Annotated in this window: 15 protein-coding genes and 3 tRNA genes; 9 read left to right on the top strand and 9 right to left on the bottom strand. The window is 41.9% G+C overall.

The genetic code is table 11. The features are described from left to right. Window positions 1-14 precede the first annotated feature (14 nt). Complete coding sequence (gene ettA, locus FAI40_07780; protein ID QCE35233.1) at window positions 15-1,694, bottom strand: energy-dependent translational throttle protein EttA; 1,680 nt, start codon at window positions 1,692-1,694, stop codon at window positions 15-17. Between the two features lie 66 nt (window positions 1,695-1,760). Next, a tRNA-Met gene (locus tag FAI40_07775) sits at window positions 1,761-1,834 on the bottom strand. 245 nt (window positions 1,835-2,079) lie between these two features. Between FAI40_07775 and FAI40_07770 the strand changes: the two genes are divergently transcribed. The 4 genes from FAI40_07770 to FAI40_07755 all read left to right on the top strand — a co-directional run bounded on the left by FAI40_07770 (window position 2,080) and on the right by FAI40_07755 (window position 9,204). After that, on the top strand, window positions 2,080-2,604 hold the full coding sequence (locus tag FAI40_07770) for an inorganic diphosphatase (GenBank protein QCE35232.1): 525 nt from the start codon (window positions 2,080-2,082) through the stop codon (window positions 2,602-2,604). Window positions 2,605-2,710: 106 nt separating this feature from the next. Further along, window positions 2,711-4,018: an AI-2E family transporter gene (locus tag FAI40_07765; protein ID QCE35231.1), complete on the top strand. Its 1,308-nt coding sequence runs from the start codon at window positions 2,711-2,713 to the stop codon at window positions 4,016-4,018. Window positions 4,019-4,138: 120 nt separating this feature from the next. Next, a complete protein-coding gene (locus FAI40_07760) occupies window positions 4,139-6,253 on the top strand; it encodes a TonB-dependent siderophore receptor (GenBank protein ID QCE35230.1) in 2,115 nt (704 codons plus the stop codon). A 221-nt stretch (window positions 6,254-6,474) separates the two neighbouring features. Then, on the top strand, window positions 6,475-9,204 hold the full coding sequence (locus tag FAI40_07755; GenBank protein ID QCE35229.1) for a TonB-dependent receptor: 2,730 nt from the start codon (window positions 6,475-6,477) through the stop codon (window positions 9,202-9,204). Window positions 9,205-9,224: 20 nt separating this feature from the next. On the opposite strand, the gene FAI40_07750 is transcribed toward FAI40_07755, so the two are convergent. Further along, on the bottom strand, window positions 9,225-9,647 hold the full coding sequence (locus FAI40_07750) for an EamA family transporter (protein QCE35228.1): 423 nt from the start codon (window positions 9,645-9,647) through the stop codon (window positions 9,225-9,227). A 198-nt stretch (window positions 9,648-9,845) separates the two neighbouring features. On the opposite strand from FAI40_07750, the gene FAI40_07745 reads away from it, so the two are divergent. Next, the gene (locus tag FAI40_07745) at window positions 9,846-10,256 is read left to right on the top strand and encodes a hypothetical protein (GenBank protein QCE35227.1); all 411 of its coding nucleotides are present in this window, start codon (window positions 9,846-9,848) and stop codon (window positions 10,254-10,256) included. A 137-nt stretch (window positions 10,257-10,393) separates the two neighbouring features. On the opposite strand, the gene FAI40_07740 is transcribed toward FAI40_07745, so the two are convergent. Both FAI40_07740 and FAI40_07735 read right to left on the bottom strand, forming a co-directional pair. Continuing rightward, window positions 10,394-10,468: transfer RNA gene (locus FAI40_07740), tRNA-Gly, on the bottom strand. A 47-nt stretch (window positions 10,469-10,515) separates the two neighbouring features. After that, a tRNA-Gly gene (locus FAI40_07735) sits at window positions 10,516-10,590 on the bottom strand. A 182-nt stretch (window positions 10,591-10,772) separates the two neighbouring features. Here FAI40_07735 and FAI40_07730 point away from each other — a divergent pair. The 3 genes from FAI40_07730 to FAI40_07720 all read left to right on the top strand — a co-directional run bounded on the left by FAI40_07730 (window position 10,773) and on the right by FAI40_07720 (window position 12,550). Beyond that, window positions 10,773-11,708 carry a tetratricopeptide repeat protein gene (locus FAI40_07730; GenBank protein ID QCE35226.1) on the top strand — a complete coding sequence of 312 codons (936 nt, stop codon included), beginning with the start codon at window positions 10,773-10,775 and terminating at the stop codon, window positions 11,706-11,708. Window positions 11,709-11,719: 11 nt separating this feature from the next. Continuing rightward, window positions 11,720-12,346, top strand: a complete 627-nt coding sequence (locus FAI40_07725; protein QCE35225.1) for a peptidase — start codon at window positions 11,720-11,722, stop codon at window positions 12,344-12,346. A 63-nt stretch (window positions 12,347-12,409) separates the two neighbouring features. Further along, window positions 12,410-12,550: a Trm112 family protein gene (locus tag FAI40_07720; protein QCE35224.1), complete on the top strand. Its 141-nt coding sequence runs from the start codon at window positions 12,410-12,412 to the stop codon at window positions 12,548-12,550. Window positions 12,551-12,610: 60 nt separating this feature from the next. On the opposite strand, the gene FAI40_07715 is transcribed toward FAI40_07720, so the two are convergent. After that, a complete protein-coding gene (locus tag FAI40_07715) occupies window positions 12,611-13,039 on the bottom strand; it encodes a hypothetical protein (GenBank protein QCE35223.1) in 429 nt (142 codons plus the stop codon). A gap of 80 nt (window positions 13,040-13,119) precedes the next feature. On the opposite strand from FAI40_07715, the gene FAI40_07710 reads away from it, so the two are divergent. After that, a complete protein-coding gene (locus tag FAI40_07710; protein ID QCE35222.1) occupies window positions 13,120-13,758 on the top strand; it encodes a protein tyrosine phosphatase in 639 nt (212 codons plus the stop codon). On the opposite strand, the gene FAI40_07705 is transcribed toward FAI40_07710, so the two are convergent. The 3 genes from FAI40_07705 to FAI40_07695 all read right to left on the bottom strand — a co-directional run bounded on the left by FAI40_07705 (window position 13,755) and on the right by FAI40_07695 (window position 15,280). After that, entirely contained in the window at window positions 13,755-14,084 is a 330-nt protein-coding gene (locus tag FAI40_07705; GenBank protein QCE35221.1) for a hypothetical protein, read from the bottom strand. The two genes, FAI40_07710 and FAI40_07705, sit on opposite strands and share 4 nt — an antisense overlap. Before the next feature lie 94 nt (window positions 14,085-14,178). After that, window positions 14,179-14,496: a hypothetical protein gene (locus FAI40_07700; protein QCE35220.1), complete on the bottom strand. Its 318-nt coding sequence runs from the start codon at window positions 14,494-14,496 to the stop codon at window positions 14,179-14,181. A gap of 217 nt (window positions 14,497-14,713) precedes the next feature. Further along, window positions 14,714-15,280 (bottom strand): hypothetical protein, encoded by a 567-nt coding sequence (locus FAI40_07695; protein QCE35219.1) that lies wholly within the window; start codon window positions 15,278-15,280, stop codon window positions 14,714-14,716. Window positions 15,281-15,282 lie beyond the last annotated feature (2 nt).

Genomic DNA, 15,282 nt, shown 5'->3' with positions numbered 1-15,282 from the left:
ACAATATGTTCAAATCAACGGACAACGGGACGATAGCGTAAACGCCCTGGTTTCACAGCATCTGCGCCTAAACGACGCATTTTATCTTCTTCATAGGCTTGGAAATTTCCCTCGAACCATTCGACATGGGAATCTCCCTCAAACGCGAGGATATGTGTTGCCAAGCGGTCCAAGAACCAACGGTCATGGGTAATAACAACAGCGCAGCCTGCGAATGTCTCTAAGGCCGTTTCCAAAGCTCTTAACGTATCAACGTCCAAATCATTGGTAGGCTCATCTAAGAGAAGCACATTATGTTCTCCACGAAGCATTTTTGCTAAATGAACACGGTTGCGCTCTCCCCCCGAAAGAATCCCAACTTTCTTCTGCTGGTCAGAGCCCTTAAAATTAAATGCCCCAACATAAGCACGGGAAGGAACAGTACGTTTTCCCAAATGAATAACATCTGTTCCGCCAGAAATTTCTTCCCAAACGGTTTTGTTATCATCCAACGCAAAACGGGACTGATCCACATAACCGAGCTGAACTGTTTCGCCCAAGGTCAGAGAACCTGCATCTGGTTGTTCAACCCCCGTCATCATTTTAAACAAGGTTGACTTCCCAGCACCATTGGCACCGATAACCCCGACAATACCGCCAGGTGGCAATTTAAAATTCAGATCATTAATAAGCAAACGATTCCCAAACCCTTTAGAAAGGCTTTCTGCTTCAATCACAGTTCCGCCAAGACGTGGGCCGGGCGCAATCACGATATCCGCTGTTCCATTTCCTTTATCGCCACCTTCTGCCAGTAATTCCTCATAGCGCTGAATACGGGACTTACTTTTGGCCTGACGTGCTTTCGGAGAAGAACGAATCCACTCCTGCTCGGCAGCCAAAGCTCGCTGGCGTGAACTTTCCTCTTTTTCTTCTTGGGCTAAACGCTTCTGCTTCTGCTCCAGCCAAGAAGAGTAATTTCCTTCAAACGGAATGCCCCGCCCACGCTCAACTTCTAAAATCCAGTTTGTGACATTATCAAGGAAATAACGGTCATGGGTAATCACCATCACTGTTCCCTGATACTCTCTCAAAGTGCGCTCCAGCCAAGCCACACTCTCTGCATCGAGATGGTTGGTTGGCTCATCAAGTAACAAAATATCAGGCTTTTCAAGAAGTAAACGGCAAAGCGCAACACGGCGCTTTTCTCCTCCTGAGAGATGCTTCACAGAAGAATCTGCTGGTGGGCAGCGCAGCGCATCTAAAGCAATATCGAGCTTACGATCGAGTTCCCAACCGTCCCCTGCGTCAATTTTTTCCTGAAGCTCTGCCTGTTCTGCCAGAAGATCATTCATCTCTTCATCGGTCATCGGCTCTGCAAAGCGGGCTGAAATTTCATTAAAACGCTCAACATTACGGCGAATTTCACCAAACCCTTGCGCTGCATTCTCACCAACCGTGAGCGCCTCATCTAATTTAGGTTCTTGCTCAAGGTAACCAACACGAACGCCATCTGCAGCCCATGCTTCACCCCCGAACTCTTTATCCTTCCCCGCAATGATTTTCAAAAGAGTCGATTTACCCGCACCATTCACACCTAAAATACCAATTTTAGCGCCTGGCATAAACGAAAGGGTAATGCCTTTAAAAAGCTCCCGACCCCCAGGAAACGCTTTTGTGAGATCCTTCATCACATAAACATATTGATGGGCAGCCATGTGACCCCTTTCTATAAAACTTGGAAATTATAAATCGCAATATAAAATATCAATGCAAAAGCGCCCTGCGCCCGGCAGGACTCGAACCCGCAACCAATCCGTTATGAGCGGACGGCTCTAACCAGTTGAGCTACAGGCGCATAGGGCGCTGGCGGAGAACTTCTCTCATTCGCTCTTTTTTTTCAAGCTTTTTTTATAAAAAGATGTCGATTTTCTTTCAAAAACCCCTTTATAAGAAGGCTACATGAATATTTATATCCCAAATAAGACGATATCTTTTGCAACAAAAACACAATCTGTCTAATATTTAAGCATTATAAATTGTATTTTACGCAACATTTTGAATATTCTTTCTTTATAAGAAATTTAAGGACATCACAGGATTATGGATCTTTCAAAAATCCCCGCCCTCCTTCCAAACTCTAATGAAGTTCACGTCGTCATTGAGATTCCTGAAAACTCTCGTATTAAATACGAGCTTGATAAAGACAGCGGTGCAATTATGGTTGACCGTTTTCTTTTCACCCCAATGGCATATCCAGCCTCCTATGGTTTCATTCCAAACACATTAGCGGCCGATGGGGATCCTGCAGATGCACTCGTTCTTGCACCTGAGCCTATTATCCCAGGCTGCGTGATCCGTGCCCGCCCTATTGGGGTCTTAAAAATGGAAGATGAAGCTGGACAAGATGAAAAAATTCTCTGCGTTCCCGCAGATAAAGTCCATCCTGCTTTTTCTAAAGTAAAAACAGTCGCCGATCTTCCTAAAATCGTTCTGGACAATATCAAACATTTCTTTGAGCATTATAAAGATTTAGAGCCAAATAAATGGGTTAAAGTCACCGACTGGGCCGATGAAAAAGCTGCTCATGAGTTGATTCAAGATGCGCTTAAGCAAGCTCAAAAGTAAATAAGTTTACGTGGTTGAAAGCTGAGAAGAAAGTTCATTTTCTTTTCAGCTTTCTTTTTATATTCTTAAAATAGACCATGCTCCCTTTGATGAAGTACTGACCATTATGCCTTTGAATACCCCTTCGAATAAAGACTTGCAAAAATACGCTAGATTTTTTTTAGCGGTCTGCATCATCACGGCAAGCATTTTTCTTTTAGCGCCTTTTATACCAGCACTTGGTTGGGCCGTTATCATCTCCATCTGCGCATGGCCTCCGTACTATCGGGCAGAAGGTTTTTTTCCAAAAAGCAAATATTGGCGTCCTCTTATCCTGCCAACCTTGGCCGTGACCCTTATTGCGCTTCTAGCTATTGTTCCTTTAAGTTATCTTGCCTATGAGGCCAGCGTTCAGGCTGTCGAAGCTGTTCCTGCTTTAATGTCTATGGTTCATCATGGTCTGCCAACCCCAGCATGGGTTGAAAAATTCCCTATGATTTCTTCGTGGTGGGATAAAAATCTAGCAAGTCCAGAAGAAATCAAGCGTTTTGTTCAATCTATTGATGTCAGCCCCGCCGCAAATCTTACCAAAAACCTAAGCTTAGCTGTCATGGACATCAGTGTGCAGTTCACTTTTGCGCTGACAGCAGTTTTCTGTATCCTAAAATATGCAGATGTCCTCATTAAACAAGTTAACCGTGTCAGCATTAAATTTTTTGGCGCACAAGGTGAAGCCCTTGCCCAGCAAATTGTTGGTTCTGTTTACGGCACCTTAACAGGTTTGGTTTTAGTTGGGATTGGTGAAGGTATCTTCATTGGAATCTCTTATATTTTTGCGCAAGCTCCACAGGCCGTCTTGTTAGGTCTTCTCACGGGTATCAGTTCGATGATTCCTTTTGTTGGAACTTTCGTACTCTTACTCTGCTGCCTCGTTATTTGCTTTAAATCTGTTGCCTGGGGTATTGCCTGCTTTATCTTCGGTTATCTTGTCCAATCCATTGCGGATCAATTTATTCGTCCAGCATTAATTGGTGGACGAACAAATCTTCCTTTCCTTTGGGTCTTATTTGGTATTCTAGGTGGTATCGAGCTTATGGGACTGCTTGGCCTTTTCCTCGGCCCTGCGATTATGGCCTGTATGACAAGCCTTTGGCGAGCTTGGGCTGCGCCTGAAGATATTCAAAGACTTCAGGAGAGCACCTCTTCTGATTCTCCTCCTATCCCTGCCTCTATCCAGCTTTCCCCTCGGCAACTGCGTGAATTAAAAGAAATTGAAAGAAAAGAACGGGAAGAAGCTTATCAAAAGGCAACTCTTGCAGACCGTAAAGCTTTTATGAAAATTGAAAAAAAGCTTCACATTCATTCAAAACGTGCTAAAGGTGACGCCGACTTAGAAATTATTGAAGAAGATATAAAACCAAAAGGCACAGAATAATCTTCTTTTAAAAGTATCTTCATGGGTTAAACATTATTCGAAAGGTTTGTTTCTCTAGATTTCTTTTTTCATAAACGACTTAGCTCTCAATCCTTCTTTAAACTCTCTGCATTTTTCTCAATGCTCCTCCTCTCTGTACCGCTCACAGCGAAAGCGGAGGAGCATCTCTCCATTAAGGGCATAAAGAAAAATGCCTTTCCAGACCCAGTGGATCAAATCTCAGGCAAAAAGGTAGATTACCTTAACCGAAAAGCCAATTTTGGTCCTTTGGGAAATCTTGATCTCCAAAAAGCCCCTTTTTCTGCAATGCAAGTTGGGCATGACGTCATTGAGAACCAGCAGCTCCGAACGGTCGATCAGCTTGTTGGTTTTATGCCTTCTGTTCAAATCCAGCCTAAAGGCGACAATCCTGTTTTTACAGGCATTATCAATCGTGGTTTTTTAGCTGATAAATTCGCAAATTCTCGTATTGATGGCCTCAATGCAAGTTTTTCAACGCCTCTTGCGACAGAGGAAATCGATAGCCTAACCATTCTCAATGGTATTTCTGGCGCAATGTACGGCCCGGAAAGTCCCGCAGGCATGGTTGATGTCACCCTCAAACGTCCAACTGCAAAACCTTTTTTCAATTTTAATTTTGGCTATGATTCAACTGGATCTCCTTTGGAATCTTTAGATACTTCCCTTGGGAAAGGACCGATCAAAATCCGCTTCAACTACCTTAACCAAACAGGACAAATGTATGTAAAAGGCTCTAATCAATGGCGAAACGCCTATAGTGGCGATATTGATATTCAATTAACAAAACGAACAAAATTAGAGTTAGACGGTAGCCAGTATAATATGTCCTTTTCTGGCCTTCCTGGCATTTTTACTTATGGCTCGAATGTTAAGCTGCCAAATGCGCCGAGCGCTGCTACCCCCGGATTTGGAGAATCTCAAGGTGGGGTGAATGCTTCTACGGCGCTTGGCATCATGAAATTAAAACATGATTTTAATCAACATTTACATCTAACCTTAGGTGGCCTTTACCAAAGCTCACCAAGCTATAATTACTCTATTACCAACACAATTTTAAACAATCAGGGCGACTATCAGCAAAGTGTCACGGCGGCACCTGTTGGGCGCGAATTTTCAGTCTGGAGTAATCTTGCTTATTTAAATGCCGACATAAAAACGGGTGTAATACAGCATCATCTTAATCTTGGCACAAATGGCTTTACTGCCTCTATGGACTCTCCCCTTCAATTTCAATCTTTTAATATTGGTGTGGCCAACATTAACAATCCTCAAATTGTCTCTGGCCCTGAACCTAAATTTTCAGGCAGCTATCACCAATCCACCACGCAGCAGCAAAGCCTTATTTTGGGCGATCAAATGGAAATTGGAAAATATTTTTCTGTCATGGGCGAATTTTCATGGGGATGGATTAACCTCGAAAATTATAATAAGCAGCATCAAATCACCTCTCAATCGCATAGCCAAGGAAGTTTTTCACCTTCTGTTGCCGCCGTTTTTCATCCAACCTCCTCTTTTAGTGCCTATTTTAACTGGGGAAAATCGGTTGGTGATGGCACACAGGCCTCTTCTGGCTCACTCAATGCTGGAGAAATACTTCCAATTTATCAGTCAGAACAATTTGAAGGCGGTATTAAATATCTTTACCGCAAGCGTATTAATTTCAATTTGGATGGATTTACCATGGATCGCCCCTATGCCTTTACAGATCCTGTTACGCATCTATTCAACTATAACGGCCTTCAAAGAGATGCTGGGATCGAATTCCAAACTTCTGGGAGTCTGACACCTGACATCGCTGTCTTGGGAGGTGTTACATGGCTTCATCCTTTTTTAGAACATGCCAGCAATCTAAATTATGAAAACAAAGAAATTCCTGGAGTTCCTGAATGGGCTTCCAATTTTCTCTTGGACTACCATCCGCATCAAATCAGAGGCTTAGGCCTTAATGCGAATATCCATTATGTCAGCACAAGAGCTGCTAATATTTATAATACAAGTTGGGCCAATCAGTATGTAACCCTTGATTTAGGCGCACGATTTGCAACCAAAATCTGCGATAAGAATATTGTTTTTCGTTTTGAGGTGGATAATGTCACGCAGGAAAATTATTGGGCCTCTATGACTCCAAGCGCAAGTGCCGGCTCCTCCGCCACCAATGTCGCTGCACTAGGACTCCCTAGGACGTGGCATCTCACCAGCTCTATCTATTTTTAAAACAGGACATCTCAAAATCATTATGACTAAAAATAAAACTTGCCTAAAAAACGAATCCTAGATATACATCCATCTCCATCAATTAAGCCGTAACTTTATTGGATATTTCCTTTGAATTGTTTCGCCACCTTTGATCATTTGAGTCCACCGACTCATTTTCCTTCCTTTAAAAAGATGGCAAAATTATTCCGCCGTCTTTTGTCCGAGCTCTCGCCGCCGCGATGAGCGCCCGGGCGCAAAAATCCCAAAAAACTTTTTGCCGCCCTCCTTGTGACTTTCCAAATCTTCCTAAAAATCGTTTTATTCCACGTACATTTTTCATCGTGGGCGCTCTTCTCTTTTTGCCAGAAAAAGTAGAAGCACAGAACGCGACTGAAAAAGAACATGTAAAACCACAGACAGATTCTTTTTCTATTGAGAATAGTCCTACTTACAAACGATATTTTACAGAACCGCAAAATCACTTAGACCTAGATGATCCTCGCAATAGTGCGACATATAAAAAGTTCTTTACCCCATCAACAGATCAAACCTCCTCTCTTCGAAGCAAAAGAAAAATATCGAACCGGCATAGCGGTGGGAGTGAACATCTAGGTGCTATTGGACATCGGCACAAACCAAGCAATCCTGAAGAATCCCATAATGCTGAAACAGCGATTGGGCGGGCAACACTCGAACATTTTGCCGAAGGAACAAACGCTTTACAGGCTTTAGCAGCCTCAACCCCTGGCGCAAATTTTCAATCTTCAGATGCCAGCGGCCTCGATGCCTTCGCCAACACCTTCTATTTACGCGGTTACAACCAAACACAGCTTGGCTTTACAATGGACGGTATTCCATTAGGCAGCCAAGGCTATGGCAGCACAGCTGGCGCTGATGCAAATCAAATTATTATTCAAGAAAACATTGCATCACTTTCTGCATCTCAAGGGGCTGGCGCTCTCACAACTCCCTCTGCAACAACATTAGGGGGTGCCGTTACCTACACAACCTTTGATCCGAGCAACACTTTTGGAGTGCATATAAGTCAGCAATTCGGCAGTTTTAATGGTTACCGAACTTTCGGCAAATTAGATTCTGGGAAACTCAATAAAACAGGCACCAAATTTGCCGTTTCTTTTCTCAGAAATGCACAAGATCTCTGGACAAACAGCTACGCTAGCGAAAAAGAAATGGCTCTATTAGCGCCCTATGGAGGTGCAGGGAAACGCCCTTACGGGTACAATAGAGAAGAATCTATCAATTTTAAATTGGTTCAACCCCTTTCGAGTTTTGGAAAACTCACTCTCACATCAAACTGGGCCGATCAGCCTGAATATGGCACAACAGATAATACTGTTTCCATGAAAAAATCATTAGGCTATGGCGATTATAATTTTGCACCCGATTACAACGCTGCAAATAATCTTGCAGGAGCCTGCAACCATAAACAAACCACAAATACAGATTTGTGCAATCTTGTCTATGGAAACACAGAAGTTCAACGTGTCTATTTAGAAGGCCTGAAAGCAGACTTCCAAATTAGTCCTACAATCAAATCCAGCTCTGTTGTCTATGGACAAGTCACAGACAGCCGATCTGGCACAGCTTCCAGATTTTACACAACACCTGCTAATGCCCCTGGAGGCGCATCAAATCTCGGAATTGCCGATGAGCATGTAAAAGGAAGGCGTATCGGAATTACACAAAATTTTTCCATTCAATTAGGACATCGCAACACGCTAAAAACGGGGATCTGGTACGAAAATAACCGCTATCATGACCCAAGATTCTTTTATCCGCTCAATAGCGCAAACCAAACGAATAATGACTTTGATTTAAAAAACGCCGACGGGATACTTGCAACAAACTCTGTTTTTACAAGCAATACTTTTCAATTTTATGCTGAAGATGCCTTTAAACTCTCGAAAAATATGACTTTCACCTACGGATTTAAATCCCTTGTTCAAACAGAAAATGGCAGCTGGTACGACCGCGCCAGCGATCAAACACTCTGGTCCTGGGGAGCTGGAGGATCTGCTGAGAATGGAAATCCTGCGAGCTATAGTTATCGTGGCCCTAGCGGCCGCCTCACCCAATCAAATGCGTTTTTACCTCATTTTAACTATGACTGGAAAATCTCCAAACAGCATGAATTTTATTTCGATGTTGCAGAAAATATGCGACCTATTGATGCTGGTGGCGCTGCTTGGAGCTATAAGCTCGGAAATTCTGCCAGCCTTAACAGTGGACAGACTGCTTTTGAACAAGAAAAAAAGAATTTACGAGGCGAGCGGACTTGGAACTATGTTGTTGGTTATCGTTATAGCGGGAAATCTTTCAATTTAGGTCTGGATTATTATCATACAGACTATATTGGACGGCTTGGAACCGTGACAATCGGAAATTCGGCGAGTTCGACACAAAGCCAATATTTAGCTGATTTAGGTAATGAAAAAATGGACGGGATGGATCTTGTAGGCCTCGCTCACCTATCAAGAATATTTAGAATGCCAAATTATTTAGGACAGTTGGATTTTATGAATAGCTTTTCATACAATCATGCCGTTTATGAAGGCTCTGTCCCAAACTTAAATGGCAAAAGCACCTCCTTAAATGGCGTTCAACAAGTAAACTATCCACGCTATATGTATAAGACAAATGTTCATTACAGGAATGGACGCTTAGCTTGGGATCTCAATGTTAATTACAACAGCCAGACAAATGTCACCTATACAGGCGACGTCAAAAATCCAGGCTACTGGACTTCTGAATTTACAGGTTCATTGTTATTAGGGCCAAATATGCAAAGAGACAAAGTAAAACTCGCATTCTCTGTAAGTAATCTCTTTGATCAACATTACACGACACAATTATATAACCTAGGAGCAGCTGTCTCAGGCGACAAAACACCTAACCTTGCATGGTCAGCCCCAAGAGAATTTTTTGGATCTCTCAATGTCTCTTTTTAGCGTCAATTCTTTAGACTACTTTAACGCCATGCAATGACCAGCAAACCACAGACAATTAAAGAACAGCCTCCTGCCATGCGCCAGCTAATCGCCTCCCCTAAGAAAAGATAAGCAAGAATCATTGCAACGACAACACTGCCTTTATCAATCAAAGCGATATTTGCAACATTCCCTATTTTTAAAGCTTTATAATAAAATATCCATGAAAAAGCAGTCGCAAGGCCTGAAATACCAAGCCATAAATAATTCTCCCATGCAAGCGTTGCATATTCCTTTGCTTGGGTAAAAATTCCAGCAAAAATCAGCACAAAAAAACTGACAAACAATGTCCTCACCGTCAAACCAACTTCTGAGGAAATCCCTGTCAGTCCCATCTTCCCAATGACGGAAACAGCCCCTGCTGAAAACATAGATAAAAGTGCATAAAGTACCCAAGTTTGCATCACAAAATCTTTCTTAGCCTTCGGAAAAACTGAATTGCTTCTTAAAATCCACAACTAGAAGAAAAATACAGACTCCCCCTTACAAAGAAAACCAGAAAAGATTTACCATTCAGCGTAAAATGGGAAATTATCGATTTTTTGCGGTATGGATTTCCCTAATTATTTTAATCATCTCTCATGGGCAGGATTTTAATCTCTATGAAAAAATTTGCACTTTCTCTTCTCGCCGCAGCAACACTTGCTGGTTGTACAACCGTAGAACATGTGCAGACACCACAAGGTGTTGATCTTCTTGATGTAACATGCAGCGGTGGCGATCATCCTGCGGCTAAATGCCAACGTGTTGCAAACCAAGAATGCCCAAATGGCTATAAAATGCTCTCTGATACCAACGCTTCCTTTGGCGGTTGGAGAAACTGGCTTGCGCTCGGATTTGCCGTGCGTGAAACCATGGTTATGGAATGCCTAAAACAGCCAGCACCCGTTGCTGTGCAACCCCAGCAGCAAACAGCCCTTGTGAAAAAAACCATTGTCACAACAAAAAAAGACAAAAATGGCAATGTTATCTCAACGACAACACACGAGGTAACCGAAGCGCCGGCTCAGTAAAGAATTAGGGTAAGTCGCCTTATTTTCTCTTTAGAAACAGGATGTTTGAAAAAGCATCCTGTTTTTATATATCTAAATTTTTTTTGAAATTTGATAGTAAAAATAGAGATTAAAAAAGCTCCATGCTTGAAAAAACATGGAGCGGGCGAAGGGATTCGAACCCTCGACCCCAACCTTGGCAAGGTTGTGCTCTACCCCTGAGCTACGCCCGCACTCTTGAGACATACTTAAACAAAAAAAGCTCCATGCTTGAAAAACATGGAGCGGGCGAAGGGATTCGAACCCTCGACCCCAACCTTGGCAAGGTTGTGCTCTACCCCTGAGCTACGCCCGCACTCTTCTAATCTCTAAGAGACGTTGAACATGATATACGTCTTAGAGACCTTTTCTGGCAAGTCCTAATTTATAAAAATATAAATTTTTGAGTTTTTCTTTTCCTTCCTGCCTTGTTTCAGCCATAAAGAATGCACAGCTTTATAGAAAATACGTTATTTTTAAGATTTAAGGCCAGTTTGTATGTCTCTCTCTAACGATTCCTTTACACTTTCCCAAAATTCTCTGGGAGGAGACTATCTTGAAATCACTGAGAAAAACTTCATGCAGGAAGTTTTAGAGGGAAGCCTTAATAGCCCTTTTCTTTTGGAATTTGTGACAGAAAACGATCCAGATTCCGAGACGCTTTTTTCAACTTTAAAAAATGTCACCGCCTCTATGGAAGGAATCATCCGCTTGGGGCGTTTGAACCTCCTCGAAAATCGTACCCTTTGCCAACAGCTTGTCCAAAGCGGTCTTCCGCTTAACGCTGTTCCCCTAACCGTTCTTTTTACGCAAGGAAAAATTATTGATCTGTTTCAAGGAAGCAAATCTCCAGAAGCAGTGCATCAGTTTCTTGAAGCGGCATTAAAAAAAATAGGCATCTCTGTTCCCGCCACACATCTGCTTGAAAAAGGGCAAAAGGCCATCAAAGAAAACAAATTTGATGAAGCGTGTGCCTGTTTTGGCGAAATTCTTGAAAAGAACCCTGAAAATGCGCAAGCATGGGCAGGATTGTTACGTTCCCTCATTGCCATGGATGAAATTGAAGCAGCGAAGGAAGCCTTAGCAGATATTCCAGAAACGATGATAGAAAATGCGGAGATTAAGGGCGCTGTTGCAGCTCTCGAAATTGCAGAAAAAAAGGGAGAGGCTCTTTCTGAGTTAGAAACCTTGGAGAAAGCCGCTGCAAATTCCCCCGAAGATACCGAAACGCAATTCAAACTTGCTAATGCTTTAAATGCGGCTGGCAAGTCAGAGGAAGCAGCCGACCTTATCCTTTCTATTCTTTCAACAAAGCCCGACGAAGAAGTGGCTAAAGAAGCCAAACAAACCTTGTTCCACTTTTTTGAAGCTTGGGGAGAAAGTGATTTGACACGCCGTTGCAGACGTAAGCTTTCCTCTCTTCTTTTTTCTTGAAATCTTTTTAAATGAATCACTTACTCCCTCCCATTAAGGACATGACGTTAGCTGACATCCCACCCTCCGTTGGGTTGTTACCTCTCAAAAGAGCCTTGCTGTTGCCACAAGGACAGCTTCCTTTAGGTATTTTTGACCAAGAGGCCGCTTCCTCTCTTTTAGCACCTTTATTAAAAACACGTCTTATCGGTATCATTCAGCCATCTTTAGATGAAACCGAAGGCGAATTTGAAAAAGTCGGAACGATTGGGCGCTTGACCTCCTTTAGAGAACTTCCAGATGGGAAGCTCACGCTCTCTCTGACTGGCATTTGCCGTTTTCATCTTCTCAGCACCAGTATTTTACAAGATGGCGGCCAGGAGGGAAAAATTGATCCCAGTGCCTTTGGTGGTGATTTTATCTCAGCCATTCTACCTTCCATTGATCGTAAGCTGATTAAAACAGGGCTGAAAAATTGGTTAGAAAAGCATCATCTTGGCGCAAATTGGGAAAGTATCAGCCTCCTTTCAAATGAAGCTTTACTAACAACCTTGCCCATGCTTCTTCCTTTTGAAGCTATTCATCAGCAGGCACTCTTAGAGGCTCCAACACTAGAAGAACGCGCACAAATTTTCTTAGATATTCTAACAAGAGGATAATTCTATGTCTCAACAAGAAACCATTTCAAACAAACATGTCCCCCATCCAAACGCCTTTTAGAAATGCTTGTTTGCCCTGTAACACAGGGACCTCTTGAATATAATGCTGAAACTGGCGAACTTATCTCACGACAGGCGTGTCTTGCCTTTCCTGTTAAAGACGGCATTCCCGTTATGCTCCAAGAAGAGGCACGCAAGCTTTAAACCGATTAAATGGATTTATAACAAAAAGGGGCTCTTTCAAGAGCCCCTTTCCTTTTGACACTACTCGTCACCATCGCCGTAATTAACTTCGGTCGTTGGCGTTACGCCCTTTCTACCGTTTTTAGAATGCCTATCTTTGCCGCCTTCGCCGTCTTCTTCAAACGCAGCGCCTGGAGGGGCTGTAGGCATCATCATTGTTGGCGCAGCATTGCTATGTCTATGACTGCGCTTCTTATGCCTTCTCTGTGCCCCTTCTAGACTTTCGTCTTGGCTGGGATCCTGACCGTCCAAAAGCTCCTGTTCCCCATAAGCAACCACCATATCCGCCTTAGGCCCGCCTAAAGGATTTTCAATCCGCATATTTTTAACATATTCATCAAGACATGCCGTTGTTGACCCTAGCAATAAAAGGCCTAAAAATATTTTTCCATAAGCATAAGTGAATCGAAAAGAGTTCTTCTCTTTCTCTTTTGAATTTTGGCTACCCATTCTATCTTCCATTGAATCTGATCGCTTTGGAAAAGGCGATTTTTTTAATTTTTAGCAGTCTTCTCAATGAGAGTAAAAACTTGTCTCAAAAAAAATACCTCTACTTATTTCAACGCTTTCAAATTTGGTGTAATTCTCTTTTTAAAGACCATGCTATTTTACGCATTTTCTGGAAAAATCTTTCCCCTATCATTCCTCAAAAAGTTTGGCGATCTAACCACCCGACCCCCCGTAGATTTAAACGTCTCGTCAAACAGCTTCATCTCAAATCAATTATTAACTTGCGCGGTCATCGCCCCGAATGTGGATCAGACCGTTTGGGACGGGAAATCTGTAAAAACATTGCTATTCCTTACGAGAATATGGCTTTTGAAAGCCGAAATTTTCCCCAAAAAGAACGCATTTTAAAATTTTACCATTTTTGGAAAACACTTCCTAAGCCTATGCTCATTCATTGTAAATCTGGCGCAGATCGAGCCGGTCTTGCCAGTGCACTTATCCTTCTTTTTGAAGGATATACAGTACAAGAAGCTCAAAAACAGCTTCATTGGCGTTTCTTCCATTTCAGCCGAAGCAGAACAGGTGTTCTAGACCTTTTTTTAAAACTATATGAAAGAACAGGAGAAAAAAAGAATATTTCCTTTTTGGACTGGGTTCAAAAGGATTATGACGATGTCACGTTAAGAGAATTTATTCAGAAAAAGCGCTCAAAATCCTAATTAACCGATAAAACATCCTGATGATAAAGCATAATATATTGGTTATCTGCGGTTCTACGATCGTAATCTTTACCAAAAAACTGCTCTATCATTCCAATATCCCCCTCATCTGAAGTCAGATAACAACGGCGAGGCTTTTTGCTATACCACGATCCTTTAGAAAGAAAACGGTAAGCAACCATTTTACTGTCAGTTCCATCTTTTATGATCGCTGAACTTACGAGAAAGGGAATGCGGAACATCACACTCGTTCCAGACCAATAATCGGTGTAGCATTCCGTAATATGATTTTCTTCAAGGACTTTCTGCGTTTCCTTTAAACTCATAGAAGGAGCCTGTTTCCAGGCTATTAAATCGCCCCTCAAATGACAAAAAATCAGTCCCAAAGAGACACCAATCAGCAGTGGCTTTTCCCAAGAATCAAAAAAAAACAAAGTGTCTTGCCAAAAAAATCGAAATAAAAACGATTGTTGCAGTGATATATCTAACCCCATCCACATCATCAAATTTAGCAGACGTGCTTACAACCAGAAAACAAATGACAGCCCCTAAAACCAAAACATAATCTTTAAAATCCAGAAAAGACACTTTCTGTATCTTCAGCCGGCAAAAAGAAATATAAGAACCTGCCAAAAGGAGACAAAGCAGACCCAGTGCTAAAAAAGAGAAATAATCCTTAAAATGGGGCATTCCTCCGACACAATCCAAAGCCGCCGTCACAAGCAATTTAGCATTCAACAAACTATGCCACTAAGGTGTATCTAAATGATACCGCAAACGATGTGTCACAAAATGTGGAATAAAAAATAAAAGAAACTCAAGAAAGTATTTTAAAGCAATCCCAGCCAGTACAATCCAAAACCATTGGAAATAGGTTTTCTTTTTCAAAACAAAAAAGAAAAAAAGAGAAGCCAACGCTGTTGGCAGACAAAAGAAAAGTAAAAATAACGGATCACTAAAAAACGTTACGGCAATCAGGCTGCAATAGAAAAATTTTTCTAATTCCGACAGCTTCCCCCCCCATTCTCCAAATAAGGAACAGTCCTATGATAAGACAACCGATGTGAATATTGTTATTTTTTAAAACGCTTTTGATAAAAAAAGGCGCTGGCAAGCCAATCAGAGCAGCAATTATCCAAAAAGATGCCCAACTATTTTCCGATTTTTTGAAGACTATTTTTAAAGAGAGATAAACAACCAATCCCCAAAAAAAGGCCGGTGCAAAATAAAGAATTGTTTTTGGAGAAAATCCAAAAAATAACATCAAAACTTTAGGAAGGGTCTCTGAAAAATAAAAATTTAACTCACTAAGATACCAACCTTTTAATAAAACATTCCCCTGAGCAACATCCAGCGCTTCGAAAATAGCAACCGTAGAGTCCGAATTACCCTCTGGAGAGATCGCAAAGTAAAATAAAAAAATTGTAACAGCACATAAAACAAAGAGAAGAGCAAACTCAAAAAATATTCTCTTTTTATTTCTCTTCAGCCCTGAAATGATGTCTGGAAAATTCGAAAACAAGA

The organism is Acetobacteraceae bacterium (assembly GCA_004843345.1).
In the GTDB taxonomy this organism is placed as follows: Bacteria; Pseudomonadota; Alphaproteobacteria; order Acetobacterales; family Acetobacteraceae.
Note: the sequence above shows the minus strand (reverse complement) of the source record. Positions and strands in the feature narration are given on the sequence as shown.

Coding starts and splice junctions, on each gene's coding strand:
- FAI40_07770 (QCE35232.1), top strand. CDS start 2,080: ATGGATCTTTCAAAAATCCCCGCCCTCCTTCCAAACTCTAATGAAGTT.
- FAI40_07750 (QCE35228.1), bottom strand. CDS start 9,647: ATGCAAACTTGGGTACTTTATGCACTTTTATCTATGTTTTCAGCAGGG.
- FAI40_07760 (QCE35230.1), top strand. CDS start 4,139: ATGCTCCTCCTCTCTGTACCGCTCACAGCGAAAGCGGAGGAGCATCTC.
- FAI40_07730 (QCE35226.1), top strand. CDS start 10,773: ATGTCTCTCTCTAACGATTCCTTTACACTTTCCCAAAATTCTCTGGGA.
- FAI40_07715 (QCE35223.1), bottom strand. CDS start 13,039: ATGGGTAGCCAAAATTCAAAAGAGAAAGAGAAGAACTCTTTTCGATTC.
- FAI40_07705 (QCE35221.1), bottom strand. CDS start 14,084: ATGAGTTTAAAGGAAACGCAGAAAGTCCTTGAAGAAAATCATATTACG.
- ettA (QCE35233.1), bottom strand. CDS start 1,694: ATGGCTGCCCATCAATATGTTTATGTGATGAAGGATCTCACAAAAGCG.
- FAI40_07745 (QCE35227.1), top strand. CDS start 9,846: ATGAAAAAATTTGCACTTTCTCTTCTCGCCGCAGCAACACTTGCTGGT.
- FAI40_07765 (QCE35231.1), top strand. CDS start 2,711: ATGCCTTTGAATACCCCTTCGAATAAAGACTTGCAAAAATACGCTAGA.
- FAI40_07725 (QCE35225.1), top strand. CDS start 11,720: ATGAATCACTTACTCCCTCCCATTAAGGACATGACGTTAGCTGACATC.
- FAI40_07720 (QCE35224.1), top strand. CDS start 12,410: ATGCTTGTTTGCCCTGTAACACAGGGACCTCTTGAATATAATGCTGAA.
- FAI40_07755 (QCE35229.1), top strand. CDS start 6,475: ATGAGCGCCCGGGCGCAAAAATCCCAAAAAACTTTTTGCCGCCCTCCT.